Annotated in this window: 26 protein-coding genes, 1 tRNA gene, 1 other RNA gene and 1 pseudogene; 19 read left to right on the top strand and 10 right to left on the bottom strand. The window is 71.2% G+C overall.

Features of this window, described 5'->3' with window-relative positions; genetic code table 11:
• Positions 1 to 35: 35 nt before the first annotated feature.
• Positions 36 to 248, bottom strand: coding sequence for a hypothetical protein (locus tag AF1_RS03415; RefSeq protein ID WP_067793516.1), 213 nt, complete (start codon positions 246 to 248; stop codon positions 36 to 38).
• Between the two features lie 270 nt (positions 249 to 518).
• Here AF1_RS03415 and upp point away from each other — a divergent pair, with 270 nt between their 5' ends.
• The 7 genes and pseudogenes from upp to AF1_RS03445 all read left to right on the top strand — a co-directional run bounded on the left by upp (position 519) and on the right by AF1_RS03445 (position 6,513).
• A complete protein-coding gene (gene upp, locus AF1_RS03420; protein ID WP_067793556.1) occupies positions 519 to 1,157 on the top strand; it encodes a uracil phosphoribosyltransferase in 639 nt (212 codons plus the stop codon).
• A 175-nt stretch (positions 1,158 to 1,332) separates the two neighbouring features.
• Positions 1,333 to 1,590, top strand: a complete 258-nt coding sequence (locus AF1_RS03425) for a hypothetical protein (protein WP_067793517.1) — start codon at positions 1,333 to 1,335, stop codon at positions 1,588 to 1,590.
• Between the two features lie 161 nt (positions 1,591 to 1,751).
• A complete protein-coding gene (locus AF1_RS34065) occupies positions 1,752 to 1,910 on the top strand; it encodes a hypothetical protein (RefSeq protein ID WP_157419132.1) in 159 nt (52 codons plus the stop codon).
• 9 nt (positions 1,911 to 1,919) lie between these two features.
• Positions 1,920 to 2,429, top strand: a pseudogene (locus AF1_RS03430) (PH domain-containing protein); the annotation flags it as partial.
• 498 nt (positions 2,430 to 2,927) lie between these two features.
• On the top strand, positions 2,928 to 4,415 hold the full coding sequence (locus tag AF1_RS03435; RefSeq protein WP_084262408.1) for a helix-turn-helix transcriptional regulator: 1,488 nt from the start codon (positions 2,928 to 2,930) through the stop codon (positions 4,413 to 4,415).
• Positions 4,416 to 4,580: 165 nt separating this feature from the next.
• Positions 4,581 to 5,264 (top strand): FadR/GntR family transcriptional regulator, encoded by a 684-nt coding sequence (locus AF1_RS03440; protein WP_067793518.1) that lies wholly within the window; start codon positions 4,581 to 4,583, stop codon positions 5,262 to 5,264.
• A 34-nt stretch (positions 5,265 to 5,298) separates the two neighbouring features.
• Positions 5,299 to 6,513, top strand: a complete 1,215-nt coding sequence (locus tag AF1_RS03445; protein ID WP_255218772.1) for a CynX/NimT family MFS transporter — start codon at positions 5,299 to 5,301, stop codon at positions 6,511 to 6,513.
• 1 nt (position 6,514) lies between these two features.
• Here the strand turns inward: AF1_RS03445 and AF1_RS03450 are convergent, their stop codons facing one another.
• The 3 genes from AF1_RS03450 to AF1_RS03460 all read right to left on the bottom strand — a co-directional run bounded on the left by AF1_RS03450 (position 6,515) and on the right by AF1_RS03460 (position 7,582).
• Positions 6,515 to 6,823: a type II toxin-antitoxin system VapB family antitoxin gene (locus AF1_RS03450; protein ID WP_067793520.1), complete on the bottom strand. Its 309-nt coding sequence runs from the start codon at positions 6,821 to 6,823 to the stop codon at positions 6,515 to 6,517.
• A gap of 319 nt (positions 6,824 to 7,142) precedes the next feature.
• Positions 7,143 to 7,227: transfer RNA gene (locus AF1_RS03455), tRNA-Ser, on the bottom strand.
• Positions 7,228 to 7,237: 10 nt separating this feature from the next.
• A complete protein-coding gene (locus AF1_RS03460; protein WP_067793521.1) occupies positions 7,238 to 7,582 on the bottom strand; it encodes a DUF952 domain-containing protein in 345 nt (114 codons plus the stop codon).
• Between the two features lie 58 nt (positions 7,583 to 7,640).
• Between AF1_RS03460 and ffs the strand changes: the two genes are divergently transcribed.
• An RNA gene (gene ffs / locus AF1_RS03465) (signal recognition particle sRNA small type) lies at positions 7,641 to 7,736 on the top strand.
• A gap of 38 nt (positions 7,737 to 7,774) precedes the next feature.
• Positions 7,775 to 9,988 carry a DNA polymerase III subunit gamma and tau gene (locus AF1_RS03470; protein WP_067793522.1) on the top strand — a complete coding sequence of 738 codons (2,214 nt, stop codon included), beginning with the start codon at positions 7,775 to 7,777 and terminating at the stop codon, positions 9,986 to 9,988.
• A gap of 277 nt (positions 9,989 to 10,265) precedes the next feature.
• On the opposite strand, the gene AF1_RS03475 is transcribed toward AF1_RS03470, so the two are convergent.
• Positions 10,266 to 10,844 (bottom strand): GNAT family N-acetyltransferase, encoded by a 579-nt coding sequence (locus AF1_RS03475; protein WP_067793523.1) that lies wholly within the window; start codon positions 10,842 to 10,844, stop codon positions 10,266 to 10,268.
• Positions 10,845 to 11,080: 236 nt separating this feature from the next.
• On the opposite strand from AF1_RS03475, the gene AF1_RS03480 reads away from it, so the two are divergent.
• The 3 genes from AF1_RS03480 to AF1_RS03490 are packed head-to-tail and all read left to right on the top strand — an operon-like array spanning position 11,081 to position 12,627.
• Positions 11,081 to 11,461, top strand: coding sequence for a YbaB/EbfC family nucleoid-associated protein (locus AF1_RS03480; RefSeq protein WP_084262409.1), 381 nt, complete (start codon positions 11,081 to 11,083; stop codon positions 11,459 to 11,461).
• A 28-nt stretch (positions 11,462 to 11,489) separates the two neighbouring features.
• The gene (gene recR, locus AF1_RS03485; RefSeq protein ID WP_067793525.1) at positions 11,490 to 12,089 is read left to right on the top strand and encodes a recombination mediator RecR; all 600 of its coding nucleotides are present in this window, start codon (positions 11,490 to 11,492) and stop codon (positions 12,087 to 12,089) included.
• Entirely contained in the window at positions 12,082 to 12,627 is a 546-nt protein-coding gene (locus tag AF1_RS03490) for a DUF5063 domain-containing protein (RefSeq protein WP_067793526.1), read from the top strand. The genes recR and AF1_RS03490 overlap by 8 nt, the downstream gene beginning before the upstream one ends.
• Positions 12,628 to 12,707: 80 nt before the next feature.
• On the opposite strand, the gene AF1_RS03495 is transcribed toward AF1_RS03490, so the two are convergent.
• Positions 12,708 to 12,995: a hypothetical protein gene (locus tag AF1_RS03495; protein ID WP_131732378.1), complete on the bottom strand. Its 288-nt coding sequence runs from the start codon at positions 12,993 to 12,995 to the stop codon at positions 12,708 to 12,710.
• Positions 12,996 to 13,421: 426 nt separating this feature from the next.
• Between AF1_RS03495 and AF1_RS03500 the strand changes: the two genes are divergently transcribed.
• The 4 genes from AF1_RS03500 (at position 13,422) to AF1_RS03515 (ending at position 17,576) form a co-directional block, all read left to right on the top strand.
• Positions 13,422 to 14,267, top strand: coding sequence for an LLM class flavin-dependent oxidoreductase (locus AF1_RS03500; RefSeq protein ID WP_067793528.1), 846 nt, complete (start codon positions 13,422 to 13,424; stop codon positions 14,265 to 14,267).
• Positions 14,268 to 14,366: 99 nt separating this feature from the next.
• On the top strand, positions 14,367 to 15,641 hold the full coding sequence (locus AF1_RS03505) for an aspartate kinase (protein WP_067793529.1): 1,275 nt from the start codon (positions 14,367 to 14,369) through the stop codon (positions 15,639 to 15,641).
• A gap of 116 nt (positions 15,642 to 15,757) precedes the next feature.
• Positions 15,758 to 16,834, top strand: coding sequence for an aspartate-semialdehyde dehydrogenase (locus tag AF1_RS03510; RefSeq protein ID WP_067793530.1), 1,077 nt, complete (start codon positions 15,758 to 15,760; stop codon positions 16,832 to 16,834).
• 73 nt (positions 16,835 to 16,907) lie between these two features.
• A complete protein-coding gene (locus AF1_RS03515; protein ID WP_131732377.1) occupies positions 16,908 to 17,576 on the top strand; it encodes a TetR/AcrR family transcriptional regulator in 669 nt (222 codons plus the stop codon).
• A 69-nt stretch (positions 17,577 to 17,645) separates the two neighbouring features.
• Here the strand turns inward: AF1_RS03515 and AF1_RS03520 are convergent, their stop codons facing one another.
• Together AF1_RS03520 and AF1_RS03525 are read right to left on the bottom strand one after the other, a co-directional pair.
• Positions 17,646 to 19,409 carry a S9 family peptidase gene (locus AF1_RS03520; protein ID WP_067793532.1) on the bottom strand — a complete coding sequence of 588 codons (1,764 nt, stop codon included), beginning with the start codon at positions 19,407 to 19,409 and terminating at the stop codon, positions 17,646 to 17,648.
• A gap of 42 nt (positions 19,410 to 19,451) precedes the next feature.
• Complete coding sequence (locus AF1_RS03525) at positions 19,452 to 20,204, bottom strand: MerR family transcriptional regulator (RefSeq protein ID WP_242608601.1); 753 nt, start codon at positions 20,202 to 20,204, stop codon at positions 19,452 to 19,454.
• Positions 20,205 to 20,320: 116 nt separating this feature from the next.
• On the opposite strand from AF1_RS03525, the gene AF1_RS03530 reads away from it, so the two are divergent.
• Positions 20,321 to 20,557, top strand: a complete 237-nt coding sequence (locus AF1_RS03530) for a hypothetical protein (protein ID WP_067793534.1) — start codon at positions 20,321 to 20,323, stop codon at positions 20,555 to 20,557.
• A 182-nt stretch (positions 20,558 to 20,739) separates the two neighbouring features.
• Here the strand turns inward: AF1_RS03530 and AF1_RS03535 are convergent, their stop codons facing one another.
• Both AF1_RS03535 and AF1_RS03540 read right to left on the bottom strand, forming a co-directional pair.
• Positions 20,740 to 21,012, bottom strand: coding sequence for a hypothetical protein (locus tag AF1_RS03535; RefSeq protein ID WP_067793535.1), 273 nt, complete (start codon positions 21,010 to 21,012; stop codon positions 20,740 to 20,742).
• A 107-nt stretch (positions 21,013 to 21,119) separates the two neighbouring features.
• Positions 21,120 to 22,061 (bottom strand): LysR substrate-binding domain-containing protein, encoded by a 942-nt coding sequence (locus AF1_RS03540; protein WP_067793536.1) that lies wholly within the window; start codon positions 22,059 to 22,061, stop codon positions 21,120 to 21,122.
• An 87-nt stretch (positions 22,062 to 22,148) separates the two neighbouring features.
• Between AF1_RS03540 and AF1_RS03545 the strand changes: the two genes are divergently transcribed.
• Complete coding sequence (locus tag AF1_RS03545; RefSeq protein WP_067793557.1) at positions 22,149 to 23,192, top strand: pyridoxal-phosphate dependent enzyme; 1,044 nt, start codon at positions 22,149 to 22,151, stop codon at positions 23,190 to 23,192.
• Positions 23,193 to 23,322: 130 nt separating this feature from the next.
• The gene (locus AF1_RS03550) at positions 23,323 to 23,796 is read left to right on the top strand and encodes a hypothetical protein (protein WP_067793537.1); all 474 of its coding nucleotides are present in this window, start codon (positions 23,323 to 23,325) and stop codon (positions 23,794 to 23,796) included.
• Positions 23,797 to 23,827 lie beyond the last annotated feature (31 nt).

The raw sequence follows: 23,827 nt of genomic DNA on the forward strand, positions 1-23,827 counted from the left end.
ACCGGTCCTGGCGGCAAGAACCTATCCAATCCGCATCAATTGATGCGGAAGGTGCGGCGGCGCAGCACCGCGTGGATCCGCGCGCGGCGCGACCGGTGCGGGGTGACCCGGCGCCGCAGCTCACGGGCCTCGGCCAGTTCGCGCAGGAAGATGGCCCGGCGGCGCAGATGCTCGCGGACCTGCTCGGGGGAGATGTCGCCCTGGGGGCCGGGACGTGCCGGTGCGTCCTCGGCTGTGACATCGGTCACCCCGGTGCCCGCGGGCTGGGGCGCGGGCTCGGAAGCCGGTGCGGGAGTTGCGGATTCGGCGGGTTCGGAGGGGTCGGGAGGAGGCGCCGCGGCCTCGGGGGGAGGCACGGCGGGGGCGGGCGGATCGGGCGCGGATTCGCGGGCCCGCGCCGGTCCCCTCGGCTGGCGACCGCTTTGGCTGCTCATATCGCCATACTGCCCAGCTCAACGGCGTCCTATCCTGTTCGGCACGGTCCGGCCGACCGAGAGCGGGTGGGCTACGGTGAGCGCATGCAGACCCTCGCCGTCGACCACCCCCTCGTCGCGCACAAGCTCACGACGCTGCGGGACGTCCGCACCGACTCCCCCACCTTCCGGCGTCTGGCGGACGAACTGGTCACCCTGCTCGCCTACGAGGCCACGCGCGATGTCCGGGTCGCCGCGGCGACCGTCCAGACCCCCCTCGTCGAGGCCGAGGGCGTCCAGCTCGCGAGCCCGAAGCCGCTGGTCGTGCCGATCCTGCGCGCCGGCCTCGGGATGCTGGACGGGATGACGCGCCTGCTGCCCACCGCCGAGGTCGGCTTCCTCGGCATGATCCGGGACGAGGGCACGCTGCAGGCGCAGACGTACGCGACCCGCCTGCCGGACGACCTGTCGGGACGGCAGTGCTACGTCCTCGACCCGATGCTCGCGACCGGCGGGACGCTCGCCGCCGCGATCCGGCTGCTGTTCGACCGGGGCGCCGACGACGTCACCGCGATCTGCCTGCTCGCCGCCCCGGAGGGGCTGAAGTACATGGAGCGGGCGTTCGCCGGCGTCTCGGCGCCGGTCCGGGTGGTCACGGCCGCGATCGACTCGCACCTCAACGAGCAGGGCTTCATCATGCCGGGCCTCGGGGACGCGGGGGACCGCCTCTACGGCGTCGTCTGAGCACGTCCCGGCAATACCGGCAATATGCCCCAAGTCAGGCGTGACCTGCGATGTTCGTTCGCTGCGGCATGGGGTACCACCCCCCTTACGGAACGCCAGGGCGCGTTCCCCTCCGCCGTCCCGGCACAGGGGACCGCTACGGACCGGGCGGTGCGAGCGAGCACGGGGAAACGTGATGGCTCACCAAGGGGACGACCTGCCGCGCTACGCCGAGATCGGCGAGCGGCTCACCGAGGAGTTCGACGGGGTGCACGGTGCCGACACGGTGGACCGCTGCGTCTCCGCCGCGCGCTACGGCGCCGAGGAGGTCACGGGGGCGGCGCCCCCCGACCTTGTGGAACGGATCGCGCGCCGCCACCTGGAAGTGCTCGCGACCGTCGCGGCCGAGAAGCGCCGCAAGGCGAGCCGGTCGTCGTTGGACAATGCGCCATAAGCACCATGAGGACGCGCCATAATGCGCCATGAGGAGGTGCCGGACGTGGACGTCCGGCCTTCCTTGGCTCACGGCAACGCGCCATAGTGCTTGCTTTGCCGGTCGGGTGGGCTGTGCGAAACTGAACCGGGGTCCGTGAGTCGACGCTCCGGGAGGCAGCCGTGCCCGCCAAGAAGTACATGACGTGGGCCGCCATGGCCTTCGTAGCGTTCTATGTCATCAACCAGCCGGACGGTGCAGCCCGGTCGGTGGAGAGCGCGGCCAACGGCATCGCGTCCGCCGCCGGTTCCCTGGCCACCTTCGTCAACGCGCTCTCCTGAGAGGCCGGGATGAGGCTCGTCACCCCCGGAGACTCGGCGCCCGCGTCGGTCAACAAGTACCTGCTCCCGCACGAGAACCAGGTGATCACGGTGCGCCGGCATCCGGCCGTGCTGATGGTCCCGGTCGGTCTCGTCCTCGGCGGCCTGATCGTCGCCGGCCTGCTCAGCAACACCGTCGCCAGCGACGCCGGGAAGGCCATCAGCTGGATCTGGTGGATCTGGCTGTTCCTGCTCGCCTGGTTCGTCTGGCGTGTCGCGGAGTGGTCCGTCGACTACTTCGTCATCACCAACCAGCGGATGCTGCTGACCACCGGCCTGATCACCCGCAAGGTCGCGATGATGCCGCTGGCCAAGGTCACCGACATGAGCTTCAAGCGGACGATCGCGGGCCGGATGCTCGGTTACGGGGAGTTCATCCTGGAGTCCGCGGGCCAGGACCAGGCGCTCACGAACGTGCCGTTTCTGCCGTATCCCGAGCAGCTTTATCTCGAAGTCTGCGAAATGATCTTCCCGAACAAGAACCCGGAGCCGGTGGAGAAAACGCTGCCCCCGCCCCCGCGCCGGCCCAGGCCGCCGGAGGAAACCCCCACCTCCACCGGGCCCAAGGAAGGCTCCGATCCCGAACCGTGACCCGTCCGCCCGGCCGGCTCCGCGAGACGGCCGGGCGGACGGCGCTCCGAGCTGGACGATCATGCTGCGGGCCGCCGCTCCACCCGCTGCCGGACGAAGGGTGCGGCCGACCGGAAAACATGATGAACTGGCCGATATTCGCGGTGTTCGGGATCTTGTGGCGTCAGTCGGATACTCTCGGTGAGTGACAGAGGTCGCATCCGCCGGACGATCCGTTGGCGCGAACCGGCGCGGCACCGTGCTCCAGCGGCGTGCGCGCGGCAGCGGGACGAGCCCGCCGGGCGGTGTCCGCGATTTCCAGTTCATTGCTCTCGATGTGCGATAACCCGCAATGTGCAATCATGTCGGCACCCCAGTCGCCTGTTTACTTCCGCTAAGTGAGTCCTCATGCCGGGTCCAGGCAACGTCGGCGAACGTGTCCGCAACCTGCGGCTGACCAGACGCTTGTCGCAGGCACAGCTCGCCGGTCACGACCTTTCCGACAGCTACATCTCATTGATCGAGTCGGGTAAGCGCACGCCCACTCCGACCGTCCTGCGCATGCTGGCCGAGCGTCTCGGCTGCACCCCGGAGTACCTCGCCGAGGGCGTGGAGCCGGAGCAGCGCGCCCATCTCGAAGTCCGGGAACGCCACGCGCACCTCGCACTGCTGCGCGGCGACGCCGCCACCGCCGAGGCCGGCTTCGAGGAGGTGATCGCCCGCAGCGACGACCCCGACCTCACGTCCCGCGCCCGCTGGGGCCGCGCCCGCGCCTTGGAGGACCTGGGCCGGACCGACGCCGCGATCACGCTGTTCGAGGAGCTGCGCGAGCAGGCCGAACGCGACCCGGGCCGGGCCAGCTGGCTGCCGCCCGTGATCGCGCTGGCCCGGTGCTACCACACCGTCGGCGACCTGGGGCAGGCGACCGCGCTCGGCGAGCGCGCCGTCGAGCGGCTCGAACAGCTCGGGCTCGCCGTCGGCCACGAGTACACCGAGGCCGGTCGCATCCTGCTGCTCGCCTATGTGGATCGCTCCGATCCGGTGCGCGCGCACGAGCTGGGCCGGCGCCTCCTGCATCCTGGGCAGGCCGGGGAGAGCGAGCCGGTGAGCGTCCACTACCAGCGGGCCAGCATGCGTGCGCTGGAGGAGGGGAGCATCGGGGACTCGCTGTACTTCGCCGATCAGGCATTGGCCGCGCGTACCGACGCCACTCCGGTGCGGAGCCGCGCTCGTCTCGCTCTTGCCGGGGCCAAGGCGCTGCTCAGGGGCGTCGTACCGTTCTCAGCAGCCGTGCCGCCCAGTGCGGTGCCGTCCGGTGAGTTCGGGTTCGAAGGCCCGCGCCCGGAGGGCTCGCGGGAGGCCGCGCAAGAGGCGCTGGACCTCCTCCAGGGGACGGAGAGCCTCGAAGGCGACGAATCCACGGAGAGCGTCATCGCCAAGGCTCGTGCGCTGGTCCTCGTCGGCGCACTGGACGAGGCGATCGCCACCCTGGAACAGTTCCTCGACACCGGACTGGCCTTGGCCGCCCCCACGAGCAATCACACCGTGGCCCCGCAGCCTGCCGCCGAGCTTGCCGTACGCACGCAGAAGACCGTCCTGGCCCGGCTCGTCCTGGCCCGCGCACGCGTGGCCCAAGGCGACCGGGCGGCCGCCCAGGTCGTCCTGCGGGCCGCGTCCGAGCAGCTGGCGACGCTGCCTCCGGGGCGTCCGGCGGCCCACCTGTTCCGGGAACTGGGTGAGCTGTTCGAACTCGTCCAGGACACCGAGGACGCCGCCGCCGCCTACCGCCACGCCCTGCGGGCCGCTGGGCTGTCGGCGTCCTCGATCGCGTCCCCGGCGCAGCCGGGCGCGAAGGCCCCGTCCTACCACGGCCAATACGAAGACCGAGGACTCTGAGCCGGTACGTGCCGTCCGCCTTCCCGGGGACGGCACGTCACCGGCCTCGGCGACGTACCCCCGCGCCGGCGCGGTGTGGCGTTCCTCTCCTGCACAAAGGGACAAGAGGCACCCGGTCTTGGTTTACCCTTAAACGTAGGATGATTGGTTGACCGGAGGTTCAGGGTGGCTTTGCGCACGGCGCGGCGGTCGTCGCTGGTCGATCAGGTGATCGGCCAGCTCAGAGCGGAGATCGCCGGGGGAAGCTGGCCCGTCGGCGCCAAGATCCCGCCGGAGCCGGCGCTGTCGGAGACGCTCGGGGTCGGCCGCAACACCGTCCGGGAGGCCGTCCGCGCCCTCACCCACGCGGGGCTTCTCGAATCCCGGCAGGGCGACGGCACGTACGTGCGCGCGACGAGCGAGCTGTCCGGGGCCGTCCGGCGGGGCCTGGAGACGGCGGAACTCGTCGAGATCCTGGAGGTGCGGCGCGGGCTTGAGGTGGAGGCCGCCCGGCTCGCCGCGGCCCGCCGCACGGACACCGACACCGCCGCCATCGCGATCGCCCTCGCGCGCCGCGACGCCGCCTGGGCGGCCGGTGAGCACGCCACGTTCGTCGAGGCCGACCTCGCCTTCCACACCGCCGTCGTCGAGGCCACGCACAACCGCGTCCTGACCGACCTGTACCGCGGCTTCAGCGCCGCGCTCAGGGCCAGCATCGGCGCGGCGGGCGTCCTCCTCGAACACGCCGACGTCCCGCACGGCCCGATCGCCGCGGCCATCGAGGCGGGCGACGCCGACGCCGCGACCCGGGCGACGCACGCGTGCCTGGACGAGATCCTCGCCTCCGCCGACCGGGTGAGCCATGAGTGAGACGAGGAGTCCGGCGGCCGCTCCTAGTTCCCAGGTGACGGCCGTCTGGTGGCTGGCCGGGCTGGTGCTGCTGACGGTCAACCTGCGGGCGGCGATCACCGGGATCGCGCCGGTGCTCAGTGACCTGCGGGACGTGTTCGGGCTGTCGGACGCCGGGGCCGGTGTCCTCACCACGCTGCCGGTGCTCTGCCTGGGGGTGTTCGCCGGGCTCGCCCCCGTGGTGGCGCGGCGGTTCGGCACCGAGGCCGCCATCGCCGGGTCGCTTGTCCTGATCACGGCGGGGATCGTGCTGCGGGTGGCGCAGTCCCCGGTGTCGCTGTTCGTTGGAACGGTCCTGGCCGGGGCCGGGATCGCGATGGGCAACGTCCTGATGCCGGCCGTCATCAAGCGGGCGTTCCCGGCCCGCGTCGGCTCGCTCACCGGTCTCGCCATGATGCTCATGGCGGCCAGCGGCGCCGTCGCGGCCGGGCTCGCGGTGCCGCTCGCCGAGGCGGGCGGCTGGCGGCTCGCGCTCGCCGTCTGGGCCGTCCCGTCCCTGGCCGCCGTGCTCGTGTGGGGGCCGCTCGCCGTCCGCGGACGCCGCGCCCCGACGGCCCCGATGGCGGCTCCGCGCGAGGAGGGGTCCCTGCTGCGCTCGCCCACGGCCTGGTACGTCGCCGCCTTCATGGGGCTGGCGTCGCTGATGTTCTACGTCCTGATGTCGTGGCTGCCGGAGATCATGCGGGACGCCGGATTCACTCCCGCGGCGGCCGGGATGATGGTCTCGGTCATGCTGATCGTCGGCATTCCGCTGGGCTTCCTCGTCCCCGTGGCCGCCGCCCGGCTGCGCGACCAGCGGCCCGTGGTGGTCGCCGTCGCCGCCACGATGGTCGCGGGGCTCGCCGGCCTGCTGCTCGTCCCGTCCGCGGGCTGGATCTGGGTCGCCGTCCTCGGCCTCGGCACCGGCAGCGCGTTTCCGCTGGCCTACACGCTGCTGAGCCTCCGGTCACCGAGCCCGTCCGTGGCGGCGGCGCTGTCCGGGATGGCGCAGACGGGCGGGTATCTCCTCGCCGCCGCCGGCCCGTTCGCGGTCGGTGTGCTGCACGACGTCACGGGCGGCTGGGACGTCCCGATCGTGCTGCTGCTCGCCCTGGTCGTGCCCGAAGTGCTCTTCGGGCTGCTGGCCGCGCGTCCCGGCGTCGTCCGTCCCGCCCGCCCGCAGGCCCGGCCGAAGGCGCGTCCCGCCGCGGAGCCCGTCCGTATCCGCTGAATCAGCTCATGTCGACGGCGTCCAGGTCCAGGACGCGCGCGTGCAGGACGAGCCGCTGGTGCAGCGCGGCCCGCAGCGCCCGGTGCAGGCCGTCCTCCAGGTAGAGCTCGCCCTGCCACTGGACGACGTGCGGGAACAGGTCGCCGTAGAACGTGGAGTCCTTGGAGAGGAGGGACTGCAGGTCCATCTCCCGCTTGGTGCTCACGAGCTGGTCGAGGCGGACCTGGCGAGGCGGGATCTTGGCCCAGTCCCGGGACGTCATGCCGTGGTCCGGATAAGGCCTTCCATCGCCCACCGCCTTGAAGATCACCCTCCGAGTCTACGGGGTCCGCACTACCCGGAGAAGGCAACGCAACAACATACGTCACTCGACTTTCCATTCTTGGTAAACAAGTGACTTAGCAGGTCAGCCGGTTCGTGACTAAGTACCAAACTTCAGTGCCGCTCCCGCCACGAGTAGGCGCCGGAGAGCAGAACGCGCTGATGGGAACGGTCCGCAGACCGGCGCCCGCGCTCACGATGACGTTGATCGCCGGGAAGAGGACGAGGAGAACCTGGCGGCGGCACGCCGCGGCCGGCGCGGGACATGCGAAAGGCCGGCACCCGGATGGGTACCGGCCTCGCCGCGGCGGAGGATGCGAGATTCGAACTCGCGAGCGCTTGCACGCAACACGCTTTCCAAGCGTGCGCCCTAGGCCACTAGGCGAATCCTCCACGGGAAAGCCTACAGCTTCCGGGGCAGTGACCTGACCTCAATTACCGCGGAGAGCGGGATGGGACCGTAGACGTGCGGGAAGACGTCATCGCCGACGGGTTCGTGGCGGACGGGAGCGTCCAGCCGGGACGTGTCGATGACCAACAGCACCAGGTCCGCGCGGTCGATGCCGCTGTAGAAGCGGTCCAGGACGCCGTCCACCTGGGTCATGTCGGACGAGCAGTGGATGAAGCCCTCCTCGTCCAGCGTCCGGCCCAGGGTGGACATGGTGTACGGCACACCCGCCGTATGGGCGGATTCCCAGTGGGTTCGTTCGGCGATGTGCAGGAGCGTGTCCTGGGACGAGGCAGGCATGAGGCGGAGACTACGCGGAAGCGTGGCAATCCTGGGCCGGGGATGTCATAGACTCTGAGCAGACCCCTCGCATGGCGTCATCCTGTGAACCTCCCCAGGGCCGGAAGGCAGCAAGGATAAGCAGGCTCTGGCGGGTGTGCGGGGGGTCCTTTTCGCTTGTGACGCTCTGCTTCTGAGGAGGGCGGGCCCCCGATGAGTCTGGCGCTGTACCGCAAGTACCGGCCAGCGACGTTCGCCGAGTTGAAGGGGCAGGAGCACGTCGCGGAGCCGTTGCAGCAGGCACTGCGCAACGGCCGGATCAACCACGCGTACCTGTTCAGCGGTCCGCGCGGCTGCGGCAAGACGTCCAGCGCCCGCATCCTCGCCCGCTCGCTGAACTGCGAGCAGGGGCCGACTCCCGACCCGTGCGGCAAGTGCGACTCGTGTGTCGCGCTCGGACCGTCCGGGACGGGGCACATCGACGTCATCGAGATCGACGCCGCCTCTCACGGTGGTGTCGACGATGCCCGCGACCTGCGGGAACGCGCCTTCTTCGCGCCGGTTGCGGCGCGCTTCAAGGTGTACATCATCGACGAGGCGCACATGGTGACCCGCGAGGGCTTCAACGCGCTGCTGAAGCTCGTCGAGGAGCCGCCGCCGCACCTGAAGTTCGTGTTCGCGACCACCGAGCCGGAGAAGGTCATCGGGACGATCCGGTCCCGGACCCACCACTACCCGTTCCGGCTGATCCCGCCGGGTGTGCTGCAGGAGCTCGTGGAGGAGATCCTGCGGAGCGAGAACGTCCCCTACGAGGCTTCCGCGCTGCCGCTGGCGGTGCGGGCGGGCGCGGGCTCCGCCCGTGACACGCTGTCGATCCTGGACCAGCTGCTCGCCGGGTCGGACGAGAAGGGCATCACCTACGCGCGGGCCGTCTCGCTGCTCGGCTACACCGACTCCGCGCTGCTGGACGAGGTCATCGCCGCCTTCGCGGCCCGCGACGGTGCCGCCGTCTTCGCCGCGGTCGACCGGGTCGTGGAGAGCGGGCAGGACCCGCGCCGGTTCACCGCCGACCTGCTGGAGCGCGTCCGGGACCTGGTGATCCTGTCGAACGTCCCGGAGGCCGGCGGGACGGGGCTGCTGAACGTCCCGCCGGACGAACTGGAGGCGATGCGGCGCCAGGCGTCCTCGATGGGGCCGGGCGAACTGACCCGTGCCGCCGACCTGCTGCACACCGGCCTCACCGAGATGCGCGGCGCCACGTCCCCCCGGCTGCTGCTGGAACTGATCTGCGCCCGCATCCTGCTGCCGGCGGCCTACGAGGACGAGGCGTCGATGTTCGCCCGCCTGGACCGCCTGGAACGCCAGGCCACCCAAGGCGGCTTCGCGAGCGTCCAGCCGCCGGCGGGCGGCATGGCCCCGGCTTTCGCCCCGCCTGCCCAAGCGGCACCGCCGCAGGCGCGGCAGGGCCCCGAAGGACGGGGACACAGCAGTTCCCAAACGGCCGGAGACCACTCCCCGCCCGCCCAGGGGGGCGGCCCCACTTCCAGTGTCAACCCCGGCCCCTCCGCGGCACCGCAAGAACAGAATTCTGTGGATAACCGCCGCGGCACACCTCGCGGCGGCTCTCCCCGGAACTCGTCCGGAACCGCGCCGGCCGGCCCGGGCGCGAGCCCGGTCGTCGTCCCGGGAACCAGCACCGCTGTCCCCAGCAGTAACGGCCCCGGTGCGGTGGACCTTGCGGCTGTGCAGCAGTTCTGGCCGGACATCATTGAGGCGGTCAAGCGAAAGAGCATTGTTGCGTGGACGGCAATCATGTCGGGTGTACGGCCGGTTTCAATCGACGGTAAAATTCTGACCCTTTCCTTTGAGAACGAGGGGTATAGAAAGAACTTTGTCAATGGGAATCGTGACGTAGTCCTCTGCGGTGTACTCAAGGAGCGGATGGGCGTCGACTGGCGAATAGAAACTGTCGTCGGCGGTCCAGGCGGAGTAACCGGCGGACGTTCCTCGCACCAAGGTCCCGGAGGTGGCGAACGGCCAGGCGTCGGAAACGGGTCCGGCGGTGGCTTCGGCTCAGCATCGTCCCCGGGATTCGGCGGTAGGCGGGTCGTATCGGGCGGCTTCGGCAATGAGCCGGAGACGCAGGCGGGGCCGCCCTCGCCCCAGGCTGTTCGGCCGAGCACGCCACCGGATCCCATCCCGCGCCGGGCGAGGGGGGAGAACTCGGCGCGCCCATCGGATTCGGGCCTGCCGCCGGACGAGCCTCCCATGCCCCCTGGGCCCGCGCCGGTGGACGAGAGCGACGAGGTCGACCCGGAAAGCGACGCGGACGCGGACGGCACCGAGGCCGAGATGAACGGCATGGCCCTCATCCAGCGCGAACTCGGCGGCCAGGTCATCCGCGAGATCGACAACTCGAACCCTTAGCCGCACCGGGTCCGGCGGCGCCGCCGCGCGGCGACACGGCTGTCCCTACCGCGTGTCGGGGAGCATGCGGTGTTTGAGCAGGCCCTCCACCTGCTCCGCCGCCGCTTCGGTGTCGTGACAGGGCCCCAGGTAGCCGCGCCGCCCGCGCCGGGCGTCGTGGTATCCCCAACCCCCGCCCTGAACGGGCAGGGCGCTTACGGCGAGACCGGCGTGGTCGTGCGGGCCACCGGCGTAGACCCATGGGACGGGGCTCGCTGCGTCTTCGTCCGCCGTCCACTCACCCGCCCGTCTCTTTCGCCGTTGGAAGCGGATGGTGTGCGGTGAACTCCTCGGCGATGAGTCCCATCAAGATCATGTCGTGGTGGCGACCGGCGAAGTACTCGTGGTCGCGCAGGCGTCCTTCGGTGACGAAGCCGAGCTTGTGGTGGAGCGCGATCGAGGGCTCGTTGAAGGCGTAGATCCCGACTTCGCACTTGTGGTAGCGGCGTTCCCCGAACATGAAGGTGAGCAGCATCAAGATGGCTTCGCTGGCGTATCCGCGGCGCTGATACCGGTGGCCGATCGAGATGCCGTAGCCGAAGCGTCCTGCTCTGGGATCGGCATTGCCGGTGTTCAGGGTGCCGACCAGGACACCGTCCTGCGCAGCCGCGATGGCCAGCCGGAAGTTGTCGCCATCGGGTCCGCGGGACGCTTCTTCCAGGGCCCAGCGGCGGTAGCCCTTGTCCGACCGTGGCGGATGCAGCATGTCACCGCTGCGCATATCCGCGGAGTGCTCGTCGAATTCCTTGAAGGCCTGCCAGTCCCCGGGCTCGATCCCTCGCAGCCGCACCCGTGCGCCGACCCAGATAGAGGTCATGGAGGTCAGCGAAGCAGGTGGGACACACCGGCGGCAAACGATCGACTTTGCGGTGGCTGAGCGCGGGGGCTCGTCCGGTTCAGGGGTTTTGACCGGGGCCGGCGTGGAAGCACCGGCGCCGTGATGGGCGTACTTACCGTGTCCTGGTGGAAACCCGTAGGCTCGGGGGACGGACGTCCGGTGGCTGGCGGAGCGCCAGGGAGAAGGCCCTCGGGGGCCGGAAGAGGGAGTGCACCGTGGAACCCGGTGGTCAGTTGAACATGCAGGAACTGCTGCAGCAGGCGCAGGCCATGCAGCAGCAGCTTTTCAACGCGCAGCGTGAGCTCGCGGAGGCCGAGGTGAAGGGGACCGCCGGCGGCGGGCTCGTCACCGCGACGGTCAACGGGCAGGGCGAGGTCACGGGGCTGTCGATCGACCCGAAGGCCATCGACGCCGACGACCCGGCCGACACGGCGGAGACCATCGCCGATCTCGTCCTGGCCGCGATCCGGGACGCCGCGCGCGAGGTGCAGGAGCTTCAGCAGGAGAAGATGGGGCCGCTCGCCCAGGGGCTCGGCGGTGGAGGCGGCGGCATCCCCGGCGGCTTCCCCGGGCTCGGCGGCGGCCAGGGCGCCTGAGCGCGGGCGACGAGGAAAGGAGGGTCCGTTGTACGAAGGGGTGGTCCAGAACCTCATCGACGAGCTGGGCAGGCTGCCCGGAGTCGGCCCCAAGAGCGCGCAGCGGATCGCCTTCCACCTGCTCGCCGCCGATCCGGCCGACGTCGAACGGCTCGGGAAGGCGCTCAAGGAGGTCAAGGACAAGGTCCGCTTCTGCAAGACGTGCGGCAACGTCGCGGAAGAAGAGGAGTGCCGGATCTGCCGGGACGCCCGCCGTGACCCGCACATCATCTGTGTCGTGGAGGAATCCAAGGACGTCGTCGCGATCGAGAAGACCCGCGAATTCCGCGGCCGCTACCACGTCCTCGGGGGCGCGATCAGCCCGATCGAGGGCGTCGGCCCGGACGATCTGCGCATCCGCGAGCTGATGCAGCGGCTCGCGGACGGGGCGGTGACCGAGCTGATCCTCGCCACCGACCCCAACCTGGAGGGCGAGGCGACGGCGACGTACCTCGCCCGGCTCGTCAAACCGATGGGCCTCACCGTCACCCGTCTGGCCAGCGGCCTGCCGGTGGGTGGCGACCTCGAATACGCAGACGAGGTGACGCTGGGCCGCGCATTCGAAGGACGGAGGCTGCTCGATGTCTGACACCAACAGCCCGCAGGACTGGAACGCCCTCGCAGAACGCGTGGCGTGCCACGTCGACAACTACCTGAACGGACTGGAGGCGGTCGCCCGCGGCGACGGCGGCAAGCACACGATCCCGCTGCTCCTCCTCGAAGTGTCGCAGGTCATCCTGGCCGGCGCGCAGCTCGGTGCCAGCGCCGACGTGATCCTCCCCGACAACTGGGAGCCGGAGGTCGGGGACGACCCCGACCTCGACTCCATCCGGCAGGGCCTCGCCGAGCGTCTCGAAGCCCTGGACGAGTACGCCGAGGTCTTCGACCCCTACAAGGACTCCGAGGTCACGTCCTACCGCCTGTCGGACGACCTGGTCGATGTCGCCAGTGACCTCGTCCACGGGCTGCGTCACTACAACCAGGACCGCCCCCTTGAGGCCCTCTGGTGGTGGCAGTACTCCTACTTCAACCACTGGGGCAACCACGCCGGGGCGGCGCTTCGCGCCCTGCACGCCTTCGTCGCCAACGCCCGCCTGGACGTCGCCCCCCAGGCCGCGAGGGCCTAGCGAACGGGCTTGACCCGTTCGTCACCGTCCCGGCGCACGACTCCGCGTCGCCGGGGAGCCCCGGCTCCGCGGACTCGGGTTCATTCGTCCGGCGTGCCGGGAGTCACCGTGGCGTCCAGGGCCCATGCGATCAGCTCGGCCGCCTTCTCGGCGTCCGGCCCGATCTGCCCGCCGTCCCCGGAACCCCACGCGTACTGCTCAAGGTCGGCGTCCCAGACGACGGTCGCCGTCTGCCCCCGGTATCCGACGTGCAGCGCGTCGCCGTCCGGGCGGGCCGCGGACATCTGCGGGGCACGGCGCCGCAGCGTCGCGTACAGGGAGTCCAGCGGTCCCCTGCGCACCCGCGGCAGCTCATCGAACGCGGCCATCAACTCTCCCATCAGCTCGGTCACCACGGCGCATGCCCCGGCCGGGTCATGGCAGGGGACGCAACGGGTCCCCGATGGACGCCACGAACCGGGGCACCCGCCCCCTGCTTTTACGTAGACGCCTTGCCTCACCGCCGGGTGGTCCGCCGAGCAGATCTCCAGCACCGCCTGCGGTGTCCCATACCGGCCGCGGCACCCCACCCCGGCCGCCACCAGCACATCGGCGAATCGCGCGAGAGCCACCGGGACGCGCGGGGCTGCCCGCGATGACAACGCCAACGAACCCGCAGGCCCACAGAAAAGGCGAGCACCGATCCGAGATGATCTAGATGTACTGCCCGAGGGGTGGTGATGTGGCTGGCGGGGGTTGTCCGCCCAGGGCTAATTCGATTGCCAAGGGGGGAGGGTGGGGCGGAGCATGCGGGGGTGCGGTATTCGATCAATATTCCGAATTTCGGGGACTTCGCGGACCCGCGGACGGTGGCGCGGGTCGCGGTGGCGGCCGAGGAGGCCGGATGGGACGGGGTGTTCGTCTGGGATCACGTCGTCCATGCGAAGCGGAGCCGCAAGACGTTCGGTGATCCGTGGATGCTGCTGACGGCGGCGGCCCTGGCGACCAGCCGGATCAAGCTCGGCACCCTGGTCACGCCGGTGGCGCGGCGGCGGCCGCAGCAGCTGGCGCGGCAGGTCGCCACCCTGGACGTCCTCAGCGGCGGGCGGGTGATCTTCGGCGCGGGGCTCGGCGGGCCGATCGAGGACGAGTACGGGGCCTTCGGTGAGCCGACCGACCCGGTCCTGCTGGCCGAGCGCCTGGACGAGGGGCTCGACCTGCTCGCACGCTACTGGACCGGGGAGCCGGTGACCCATCACGGGCGCCACTACCAGGCGGAGGACGTGGCGTTGCTGCCCGCGACGGTGCAGCGTCCCCGCCCTCCGGTGTGGATCGCGGGGTTCTGGCCGAACCGGCGGCCGATGCGCAGGGCCGCGCGCTGGGACGGCGCCGTCCCGCTGTTCGGGCCGGGTTCGCATGGACGTGCCCCGTCCAAGGAGGACGTTCAGGAGCTGGTCGCCTACATTCGCGGGCAGCGGGAGGAAGGGCCTTTCGAGATCGTCGTGGGCGGGGTCAGCCCCGCCGACGCCCGCGACCTGGTCGGCCCGCTCATGGACGCCGGCGCCACCTGGTGGGACGAGCGCCGGCTCATCGGCACCGAGGACAACGAGCGCCTCGACCCGGTGCTGCGCCGCATCGAGCAGGGCCCGCCGAACCTGTAGGGCTCCAACCTTGGTAGTTACCTGGTCGTGATCCATGGCGCCGGGCTCTGTAGACTCGTCGTCCGGAACGTCTGACCCCGATCCGAGGAGCGCCCACTCGTGGCTCTTGTCGTGCAGAAGTACGGTGGCTCCTCCGTCGCCGACGCCGAAGGCGTCAAGCGGGTCGCCCAGCGCATCGTCGCAACGAAGAAGGCGGGCAACGACGTGGTCGTCGTCGTGTCCGCGATGGGCGACACGACGGATGATCTCATCGATATGGCCAAGCAGGTGAGTCCCCTGCCGCCGGGCCGTGAGCTGGACATGCTGCTCACCGCGGGCGAGCGGATCTCCATGGCGCTGCTGGCCATGGCCATCGCGAACCTGGGCCATGAGGCCCGCTCGTTCACCGGCTCCCAGGCCGGTGTGATCACCGACGGCTCGCATGGGAAAGCGAAGATCATCGATGTGACGCCGGGCCGGATCCGGACCGCGCTGGACGAGGGCTCGATCTGCATCGTGGCCGGGTTCCAGGGCGTCTCGCAGGGCACCAAGGACATCACCACGCTCGGCCGCGGCGGGTCTGACACCACCGCGGTCGCGCTGGCCGCCGCGCTGGCCGCCGACGTCTGCGAGATCTACTCCGACGTCGACGGGGTCTTCACCGCCGACCCGCGCATCGTGCCCCCCGCCCGCAAGATCCCGAAGATCTCCTACGAGGAGATGCTGGAGATGGCGGCGAGCGGCGCGAAGATCCTGCATCTGCGCTGCGTGGAGTACGCGCGCCGCTACAACATTCCGATCCATGTGCGGTCCTCGTTCAGTCAGAAGGAGGGCACGTGGGTCGTCGACAGCAGCGAGATCGAAGGACAGGACATGGAGCAGGCGATCATCTCCGGGGTCGCGCACGACCGGAGCGAGGCCAAGATCACCGTGGTGGGAGTGCCGGACAAGGTCGGTGAGGCCGCCGCGATCTTCTCCGCGCTGTCCGACGCCGAGATCAACATCGACATGATCGTGCAGAACGTGTCGGCGGCGTCCACCGGGCGGACCGACATCTCGTTCACGCTGCCGGCCACCGACGGGCAGACCGCGCTGACCGCGCTGAACAAGCTGAAGGAGCGGATCGGGTTCGAGTCGCTCCGCTACGACGACCGGATCGGCAAGGTGTCGCTGATCGGCGCCGGGATGCGCTCGCACCCCGGGGTGACGGCCGCGCTGTTCGGCGCGATCGCCGAGGCCGGGGTCAACATCGAGATGATCTCCACCTCGGAGATCCGGATCTCGGTGGTCGTCGACCAGGACGACATCGACACCGCGGTCGCCGCCGCGCACCACGCGTTCGACCTGGACGCCGAGCAGGTCGAGGCCGTCGTCTACGGGGGCACCGGCCGCTGACGCCGCCGCGGGCCGCGCGGGCACGGGACGGCGACGCTCCCGCCCGCGCGGCCTTTCGCGTCCGCGGCGCTCCCCCCGTCCGGGAACCGCGTGCGGGCCGCGGTAGTTCTGATGGTGTGAGTGCGACGACGGGCCCTGCATCCGGGCTGCCGACCCTCGCGGTCGTCGGCGCCACCGGGGCGGTCGGGGCGGTGATGCTCGACCTGCTGTCCATCCGCCGGGACGTGTACGGGGAGATCCGCCTCATCGGCTCGGAGCGCTCCGCCGGGCGGACGCTCCGGGTCCGCGGCGAGCGGGCGGAGGCGGTGGCGCTCGCACCGGAGGTCTTCGAGGACGCCGACATCGCGGTGTTCGCCGTGCCGGACGAGGTCGCCGCCGCATGGGCCCCGGTCGCGGTGGAGCACGGCGCCGTCGCGGTCGACGGGTCCCGCGCGTTCCGGGCCGCCCCGGACGTCCCGCTCGTCGTCCCCGAGGTGAACCCCGAACGGGTGCGGGACCGTCCGCGCGGCATCGTCGCGGGCCCCGGATGCACGACGCTCTCGATGATCGTGGCGATCGGCGCGCTGCACGCCCGGTACGGGCTGCGTGAACTGGTCGTCGCGTCCTACCAGGCGGCGTCCGGGGCGGGGCGGCACGGCATCGACACCCTGCACGCGCAACTGGAGAAGGTCGGCGGGGACCGGGCGCTCGGCAACCGCGCGGGCGACATCCGCGGCGTCGTCGGCGACCTCGGCCCGTTCCCGGCGCCGCTGGCGTTGAACGTCGTGCCGTGGACGGGGACGCACGCGGACGGCGGCTGGACGTCCGACGAGGTCGGCATCCGGGACGAGATCCGCAAGGTCCTGGGCCTGCCCGAGCTGCGGGTGTCGGCGACCTGCGTCCGGGTGCCGGTGATCACCGGGCATTCGATGGCCGTGCACGCGGTGTTCGAGGAGCGCGTCCACCAGCGGGACGCGCAGGAGATCCTCGCCCGCTCGCCCGGTGTCGTGCTGTGCGACAGCCCGGAGACGCACGAGTTCCCGACCCCGTCCGACGTCGCGGGCACCGACCCGACCTGGGCCGGCCGTGTCCGCCGCTCACTGGACGACCCGTGCGCCCTGGAGCTGTTCCTGTCCGGCGACAACCTCCGCAAGGGCGCCGCCTTGAACACCGCCCAGATAGCCGAACTCCTCGCCGCCGAACGAACCGGCTGATCACGCGGGGTCGCGCCGGAGGGCGGTTCATGCCATGAGCAGGACGTCGCACACGGGCTTTAGGGTGGCATGCGTGACCGAGACGAAGGCCGGCAAGTCCGAGCAGACGCGGGCCGTGATCGTCGAGACGGCGCTGCGCCTGTTCCGGGAGCGCGGATACGAGGCGACGACGATGCGGGCGATCGCCAAGGAGGCGGGCGTCTCGGTCGGCAACGCCTACTACTACTTCGGGTCCAAGGAAGAGCTGATCCAGGCCTATTACGACGAGTTGCAGGACGAGCACGTCGCCGCGTGCCGGGCCGTCCTCGACACCGAGACGGAGTTCGCGGCCCGGCTGCGGGGCGTCCTGAAGGCCCGGGTCGACACGATGGTCCCGTATCACGAGTTCGCCGGGAAGTTCTTCAAGTTCGCCGCCGAGCCGACCAGCCCGCTCAACCCGTTCAGCGCCGAGTCCGGCCCGGCCCGCGAGTCGGCGGTCGCGATCTACCGCGAGGTCGTGGAGGGTTCCGACCTGAAGATCGACGGCGAGTTCCGCGCCGAACTGCCCGAACTGCTGTGGATCTACTCGATGGGCGTCGTCCTGTACTGGGTCCACGACAGCTCGCCGGGCTGCCGGAAGACCTACCTGCTGGTCGAGCGGACGGTCCCGCTCGTCAACCGCATGGTGGCGATGTCGCGCCTGCCGGGCTTCAAGTCGGTGACCCGCGAGCTGGTGGGGATCATCCGCGAGGTCCGCGCCTGACGGGTGCGCACGCCCCGACAGGGGGCGATCTTGGGAACCCCGGGGACGGGCGTCCGCCCCCGGGGGAGTTCACGCCATGCCGAGATGCTTGCGGGCGAAGCCCATCTCGGCCGCCATCTGCTTGATCCGCTCCTCCACGACGAGGGACCCGTGGCCCGCGTCGTACCGGTACACCTCGTGCGGAAGCCCGAGTTCGGCGAGGCGCCCGAGGTAGTTGTCGATCTGCCGGATGGGGCAGCGCGGGTCGTTCTCCCCGGCCAGGATCAGCACCGGCACCTTGACCCGGGACACGTAGGTGATCGGGGACGACTCGCGGTAGCGGTCCGGGACCTCGTCCGGGGAGCCGCCGAACAGGGAGCGGTCGAACGCCTGCAGGCCCTCCATTTCGTCCTCGTACGCGGCGACATAGTCGGCGACGGGAACGGACGCGACCGCGACGCTCCAGTCGTCTGGCCGGGTGCCGATGCCGAGCAGCGTGAGGAACCCGCCCCACGAGCCGCCCGTCAGGACGAGCCGCGACGGGTCGGCGAGGCCCGACTCGACGGCCCAGTCGCGGACGGCCTTGATGTCCTCCAGTTCGGTGAGCCCGACGCGCCCCTCAAGGGCGTCACGCCACTGCGACCCGTATCCGGTGGACCCCCGGTAGTTGACGCGGACGACCGCGAACCCGTGGTCGACCCAGGCGGCGGCCGCCGGCGCGAACGAGTCGTCGTCCTGCGCGGTCGGCCCGCCGTGGACGTCGAAGACCGTCGGGTGGGGGCGGTCGCCGGCCGGCCGGCTCACCAGCGCGTGGATACGGCCGGCCGGGCCGTCCACCCACACGTCCTCGACCGGGACGGACGGCGGCGCGGCCGGACCGGGCGGGGTGAGCACGATCGCGCCGGACGTGGACCTGATCACCGGCGGCTCGGCGGCGGACGACCACGAGAACTCCACCGTCCCGTCCGGCCGGACGGCCGCCCCGCCGATCACCCCGCGCGGCGTGTCGATCCTGGTCAGCGCGCCGTCGCCCAGGTCGTACCGGTACAGCTCGTCGCGCGCCTCGTGCGAGTGGGAGATCAGCAGCGCCGTCCCGTCGGGGTACCAGTCGGCGCCGATCTCGCCGGGCAGGTCGAGGACGATCTCGTGCTCGGTTCCGGCGACGGGATCCCAGATCAGCATCTCGTCCCGGCCGCGCCGCTCGTGATTGACCAGGAGCCGCGAATCCCCTTCGACCGGGGCGAATCCGGCGCCGTAGACGCCCTTGCCGGGCCCGTCCCACAGGTCCGCGACCGTGGAGCCGTCCGGGCGCAGCACGCGCAACGCCATGTGCCGGCTGTCGCCGTGCTCACTGTGCCCTATGGCGATGAGGGTCTCGTCCCGCGAAAGGGCGGCGACGTGCGCGTCCTCCGCGTGGTGATAGAGCACCTCTGGCTCCGACTCGGGCGGGCACAGGTGAATCGTGTTGCCCTGGTCGGTCGTCCGTCCGATGACGGCGAGACCACTGCGCCCCAGGGACAGCCCAGACGGATACGACGGTTCCAGCCCGGGGACGGCCGGAACGCTCTCCTTCCCATCGAACGGGACACGGTTCCAGACACCGAACTCGTCTCCGTCCGTGTCCGCGAACCACCACACCCACTCGCCGGACGGGGCGATGGTTCCCGCCCATGTCCCGTTGGGACGATCGGTCACCTGCCGCTGTGCACCGGTTTCCCGGTCCCACGCGTAGATCTCCCACGTCCCGGTCACGTTCGACCGGTAGATGCTGCGGTGCGGGGCGTCACGCGCCCACCGGGGCAGGCTCATCCGGGCGGCCCGGAAACGCGCCTTCCAGCGCTCGTCGTCGACCATGCCCCCAGTATCGCGGCCCCGCGGTATCCCTCCGGACGGTGCTCAGGGGGTGGCCAGCCGGCCGAGCAGCCGGTCGATCGTGGCACGGACCTGGCGGTCCATGGCCCGCGCGAACCCCGCCTCGACCGTCACCTGTGCCCCCGGACGCAGCCGGGCGAGCGTCTCGGTGAGCTCCCCGAGGTCCCGGTCGTCGATGTTCTGCACGACATGCGTGGTGATCAGCCGGATGAACATCGCGGCGAGCTCGTCCATGCCGCGCTGGAGTTCCCGGCCGGCCGACAGCACCGCGTCCAGCGGCACCCCGGCCCGGACGAGCGCCACCGTCGCGTCCAGCTGGCGGCGGCTCCAGTGGGTGACGTAGTCGCCGTCCACCTCGATGTGGCCGAGGGCGACGGCCCGCTCAAGGGCCTCGGGGCCGACCTCGCCGGGGAACAGCGCCGCCAGCTCGGCCAGCGTCATCGTGACCGGGACTTCGTTCGACCACGGCGTGGTGACCGCCTTCTCGACGCCGAGGACGGCGGCGATGTCGCGCCCCTGCTCCCACGCCGACAGCAGCTCGCGGATGCCCTCCAGGGTGTGCCCGCGGTCGAGCAGGTTCCCGATCACGCGGAGGCGGGCGAGATGGTCCTCGCGGTAGAGGCCGATGCGTCCCTCGCGGCGGGGCGGCGGGAGCAGCTTGCGCTCCTGGTAGTAACGCAGCGTCCGCACGGGAACGCCGGCGGCCTTCGCGAGTTCGCCGATGCGGTACTCGCGGCCCGCGCCGCCGGGATGGTCCTGCGTCGGCTCTTCGCTCACGGGCGCCAGCATAGTTCGCGGCCGGAGACGGTCACCTGCCCTTTCGGCGGGCAGGGGAACGGCAACCGGATCGCGGACGTCTGACCTGGGTTGACACCGGCAGAGAAAGGCCGAACATGCCGAAGACCCGTCCCGCCGCACTCGCGCTGACCGTCCTGGTCGCCGCGTTCGGATTGACCGCGTGCGGCGGTCAGGACCGCTGGTGCGAGCACGACGCGACCGACACCAAGGTGAGCGACCGCTACTGCGAGAAGAACACGCCCGGTTACGAGTGGGAGACGAGCGGCGGCCACGGCCACAAGTCCAAGCACAAGAAGACCAAGATCAAGTCCAAGTCCAAGTCGCGGCACTGACCGGGCCGTACCGGGCTATGGGGCACGCCGGGCGGTCCTGGCTCTGCGTTGCTGGCGCCTGCGCGGTTCGTTCGTGAGCCGTGAGGCCTGGGACGCCTCGGCGGCGATCAGGTCGCGAAGCGAACGGGGAAGGATGTCCTCGCGCCGGTCGATGAACGGTGAGCGCATGGGATTCTCCCTGGTCAGTCGGGTGTGCCAAGGTCGGGGTAGGCCGCGGACACGGTGCTGAGCGCCCAGCGCATCCGGGTGCGGTAGGTCTCCGGGTGGTCGCCGGCCTCCTGGGCGACGAGGGCGACGCAGACGGAGCGGTCCCCGCCGCAGGCGCAGATCCGGGCGCGGATCGCGGCGCGGACCTGCTCGGTGGAGGGACGGTCGGACTCCTGCAGCCCGCAGCAGAACAGGATCTCGGCCAGATCGGACGTGCTCATCGAGGTGAGGGTCGGCGTCTTCGCCATCGTGTGCCTTCTTCCCGCGGAGGGGCCTCGTTCCCCTGCTGCTGGATATGACTCTCCCTGTTGGGCGAATCAATCGCTATAGAGGAAAACCCGTAACCGCGGTGGGGTCATTCCCCCGGTCCTCTGCTCCGGTCCGTGAACCCGGCCGCGAGGGCCGTCCGGAACGCCCGCACGGCCGGGTGGCCGCCGCCTCCCCTGCGGGCCGCGGTGAACAGGCGGCGGACCCGGTGCCCGGCCGGCAGCCGGACGACCGGGACCGTCGGCGGGCGGCCCGCCCACACGAGCCCCGGCAGCAGCGCGGCGGCGTGGCCGTGTTCGACGAGCCGCAGGTGGAGCAGCAGGTCGGTGGACTCGAACCGCACGTCCGGCTCGAACCCGGCCTCGCGGCACAGCCGCGTCGCCCACCGCCGGGACGCGGTGCCCTCCGGCTCCATCACCCACGCGCCGCCCGCCAGGCTCCGCAGGCCGGCGCCCGAGATGCCCGCCGGAACCGCCGTGTCCGCCGGCACCGCCGTGCCCGCCGGAACCGCGAGGCGGATCTCGTCCTCGCCCAGTTCCGCGTACTCGACTCCCGCCGGCCGCGGCCCTGGCCCGCCCGGATACTCCTCGGTGATCACGAGGTCGAAGTCCCGCGCGAGCAGGGCGGGGAGCGCGCTCTCCGGCTCCCGCTGGGTGATCTCGATCCGCAGCCGCGGATGGGCGTCGCGGAGCCGGGTGAGCGCGTCCGGGACGAGCGTGAGCGCGGCGGTCTGGAACGCGGCCACCCGCAGCACCCCCGCGATGCCCTCCAGGGACGCCGCGAGCTCGGCCTCCGCGCGTTCGAGCCGTTCCAGCACCGCCTCGGTGTGCGCGACGAGGATCTCGGCCTGCGCGGTCAGCCGGACCCGGCGCCCCACCGGCTCCAGCAGCGGCACCCCGGCCTCCTTCTCCAGGACGGACAGCTGCTGCGAGATCGACGACGGGCTGTACGACAGGGCCTCGGCGACGGCGGCGAGCGTCCCGCGATGCTTCAGCTCGCGCAGCAGGCGCAGCCGGTGCAGATCCAGCATGCTTCCCCAATCATCGGCTGAACTGACGATTATCGCTCGGAAACATTCGCTGGACCGATCGAAGGCCGCTGCGGAAGTGTGGCGTCCATGGTCCGCTGGTTCGCCCGTCCGGCCGCCCGCGCCTGGACGTGCCCTCCCGTCCCGCCCGGCGTCGCCGCCTTCCACCGCACGCTCCCCGGTTACGCCCCGACGCCGCTCGTGGAACTGCCGTCCCTGGCCGCCGAACTGGGGGTGCGGCGGGTGCTGGTGAAGGACGAGTCGTCCCGGCTCGGGCTCCCCGCCTTCAAGATCCTCGGTGCCTCGTGGGGGATCCACCGGGCGCTCTCGGACACCCGCGAGGCGACCGGCGTCCGGCTCGTCACGGCGACCGACGGCAACCACGGGCGCGCGGTCGCGGCGACGGCCCGCCTGCTGGGCCTCAAGGCCGACGTCTACGTCCCGTACGGTGTCCACCCCGCCGCCATGGCCGCGATCAAGGCGGAGGGCGCCGGCCTGACCGAGGTCCCGGGCCCCTACGACGAGGCCGTGCGCCGCGCGGCCGAGGCGGCGGACGCCGACCCTTCGGCTCTCCTCGTCCAGGACACCGCCTGGCCCGGCTACGAACGCGTCCCGCAGTGGATCGTGGAGGGCTACTCCACCCTCTTCACCGAGATCGACGTCCAACTGGCCGAGGCGGGCGCCGCCCCAGCGGGCCTGGTGGCCGTCCCCGTGGGCGTGGGCTCGCTGGCCCAGGCGGCGGTGACCCATTACAGGTCTGGAGGGTGTGCTCCCACCGTGCTCTCCGTGGAACCCGATGCCGCTCCCTGCCTGTTGACGAGCCTCCACCAAGACAGGCTTCAGACCATTGAGACGGGCTCGACCACCATGGCGGGCCTCAACTGCGCCACCCCCTCCACCTTGGCTTGGCCCGTCCTCCGCTCCGGCTTGGACGCGGCAGTGGCAGTGACCGATGCCGATACGGCCCGTGCTGCGAAGGACCTGTCGGCTCTGGGCATATCCGCCGGCCCTTGCGGTGCCGCCTCCCTGGCAGGCGTCCGTGCCGCCCTGGTCCACCGCCCGTCCTTGGCCCCTGCCCACACCGTTGTACTGCTGAACACAGAAGGCCGAGCAGCCAACCCGTCCTTGACCTGAGGAAAGTTACCGCTCGGTCGCGATCCGCTGTACGCGTCGGTAACATACCCCTACCGCATCCGCGCGGATTGATCTACTCTCGGCCAACACTCCCAGCTACCACTGGGAACGGGTTGCGAGGGGGCTCACGGTGGCAGGGACGGACGACGGCCCGGCGGCGGTTCTGCGGCGGTTCCTCGCCGAGCGCGCCGACGAGATCACCGCCGAGGTGGTCGGCGAGATCGCCGCCCGCGTCCCCGCCTACACGCATCTGCGGGCCGGCGACGTCTCCAACCTCGTCCGGGAGGCCATCGCCGTCTACTCGGGAGCCCGCGAGGCGAGCGCCGTACTGCCGGTGTTCCGTGCGCTGGGCGCCGGCGAGGCCCTCGCCGGGCACGACATCCGGTACTTCGAGTGCGCGCTGCGCACCGCCGCCCGCGTCCTCGTCCGCCGGACGGCCAACGCCGCGGCCCGGCTCTACCCGCCGACGGCGGAATTCATCACGATCATGGAGATCGCGTTCACCGCCGAGGACGAACTCGTCGGCGCCGCGGTCGAAGGCCACCACCGGGCGGCGCGCCCCGGCGTGGCGCGTCTCCGCTACCCGCTGTTCAGCGACAACTAGCGCGGCGCGAGCGGCGGGCCATGGCCGGAAC

Origin of the sequence: Actinomadura formosensis NBRC 14204, assembly GCF_001552155.1 — a bacterium.
In the GTDB taxonomy this organism is placed as follows: domain Bacteria; phylum Actinomycetota; class Actinomycetes; order Streptosporangiales; family Streptosporangiaceae; genus Spirillospora; species Spirillospora formosensis.

Bases quoted from the DNA above. Each gene is read 5' to 3' on its own strand.
- AF1_RS03435 (WP_084262408.1), top strand. From the start codon at position 2,928: ATGCCGGGTCCAGGCAACGTCGGCGAACGTGTCCGCAACCTGCGGCTG.
- AF1_RS03530 (WP_067793534.1), top strand. From the start codon at position 20,321: ATGCCGAAGACCCGTCCCGCCGCACTCGCGCTGACCGTCCTGGTCGCC.
- AF1_RS03545 (WP_067793557.1), top strand. From the start codon at position 22,149: ATGGTCCGCTGGTTCGCCCGTCCGGCCGCCCGCGCCTGGACGTGCCCT.
- upp (WP_067793556.1), top strand. From the start codon at position 519: ATGCAGACCCTCGCCGTCGACCACCCCCTCGTCGCGCACAAGCTCACG.
- AF1_RS03495 (WP_131732378.1), bottom strand. From the start codon at position 12,995: ATGGCCGCGTTCGATGAGCTGCCGCGGGTGCGCAGGGGACCGCTGGAC.
- AF1_RS03490 (WP_067793526.1), top strand. From the start codon at position 12,082: ATGTCTGACACCAACAGCCCGCAGGACTGGAACGCCCTCGCAGAACGC.
- AF1_RS03520 (WP_067793532.1), bottom strand. From the start codon at position 19,409: ATGGTCGACGACGAGCGCTGGAAGGCGCGTTTCCGGGCCGCCCGGATG.
- AF1_RS03470 (WP_067793522.1), top strand. From the start codon at position 7,775: ATGAGTCTGGCGCTGTACCGCAAGTACCGGCCAGCGACGTTCGCCGAG.
- AF1_RS03540 (WP_067793536.1), bottom strand. From the start codon at position 22,061: ATGCTGGATCTGCACCGGCTGCGCCTGCTGCGCGAGCTGAAGCATCGC.
- AF1_RS03535 (WP_067793535.1), bottom strand. From the start codon at position 21,012: ATGGCGAAGACGCCGACCCTCACCTCGATGAGCACGTCCGATCTGGCC.
- AF1_RS03460 (WP_067793521.1), bottom strand. From the start codon at position 7,582: ATGCCTGCCTCGTCCCAGGACACGCTCCTGCACATCGCCGAACGAACC.
- AF1_RS03475 (WP_067793523.1), bottom strand. From the start codon at position 10,844: ATGACCTCTATCTGGGTCGGCGCACGGGTGCGGCTGCGAGGGATCGAG.
- AF1_RS03425 (WP_067793517.1), top strand. From the start codon at position 1,333: ATGGCTCACCAAGGGGACGACCTGCCGCGCTACGCCGAGATCGGCGAG.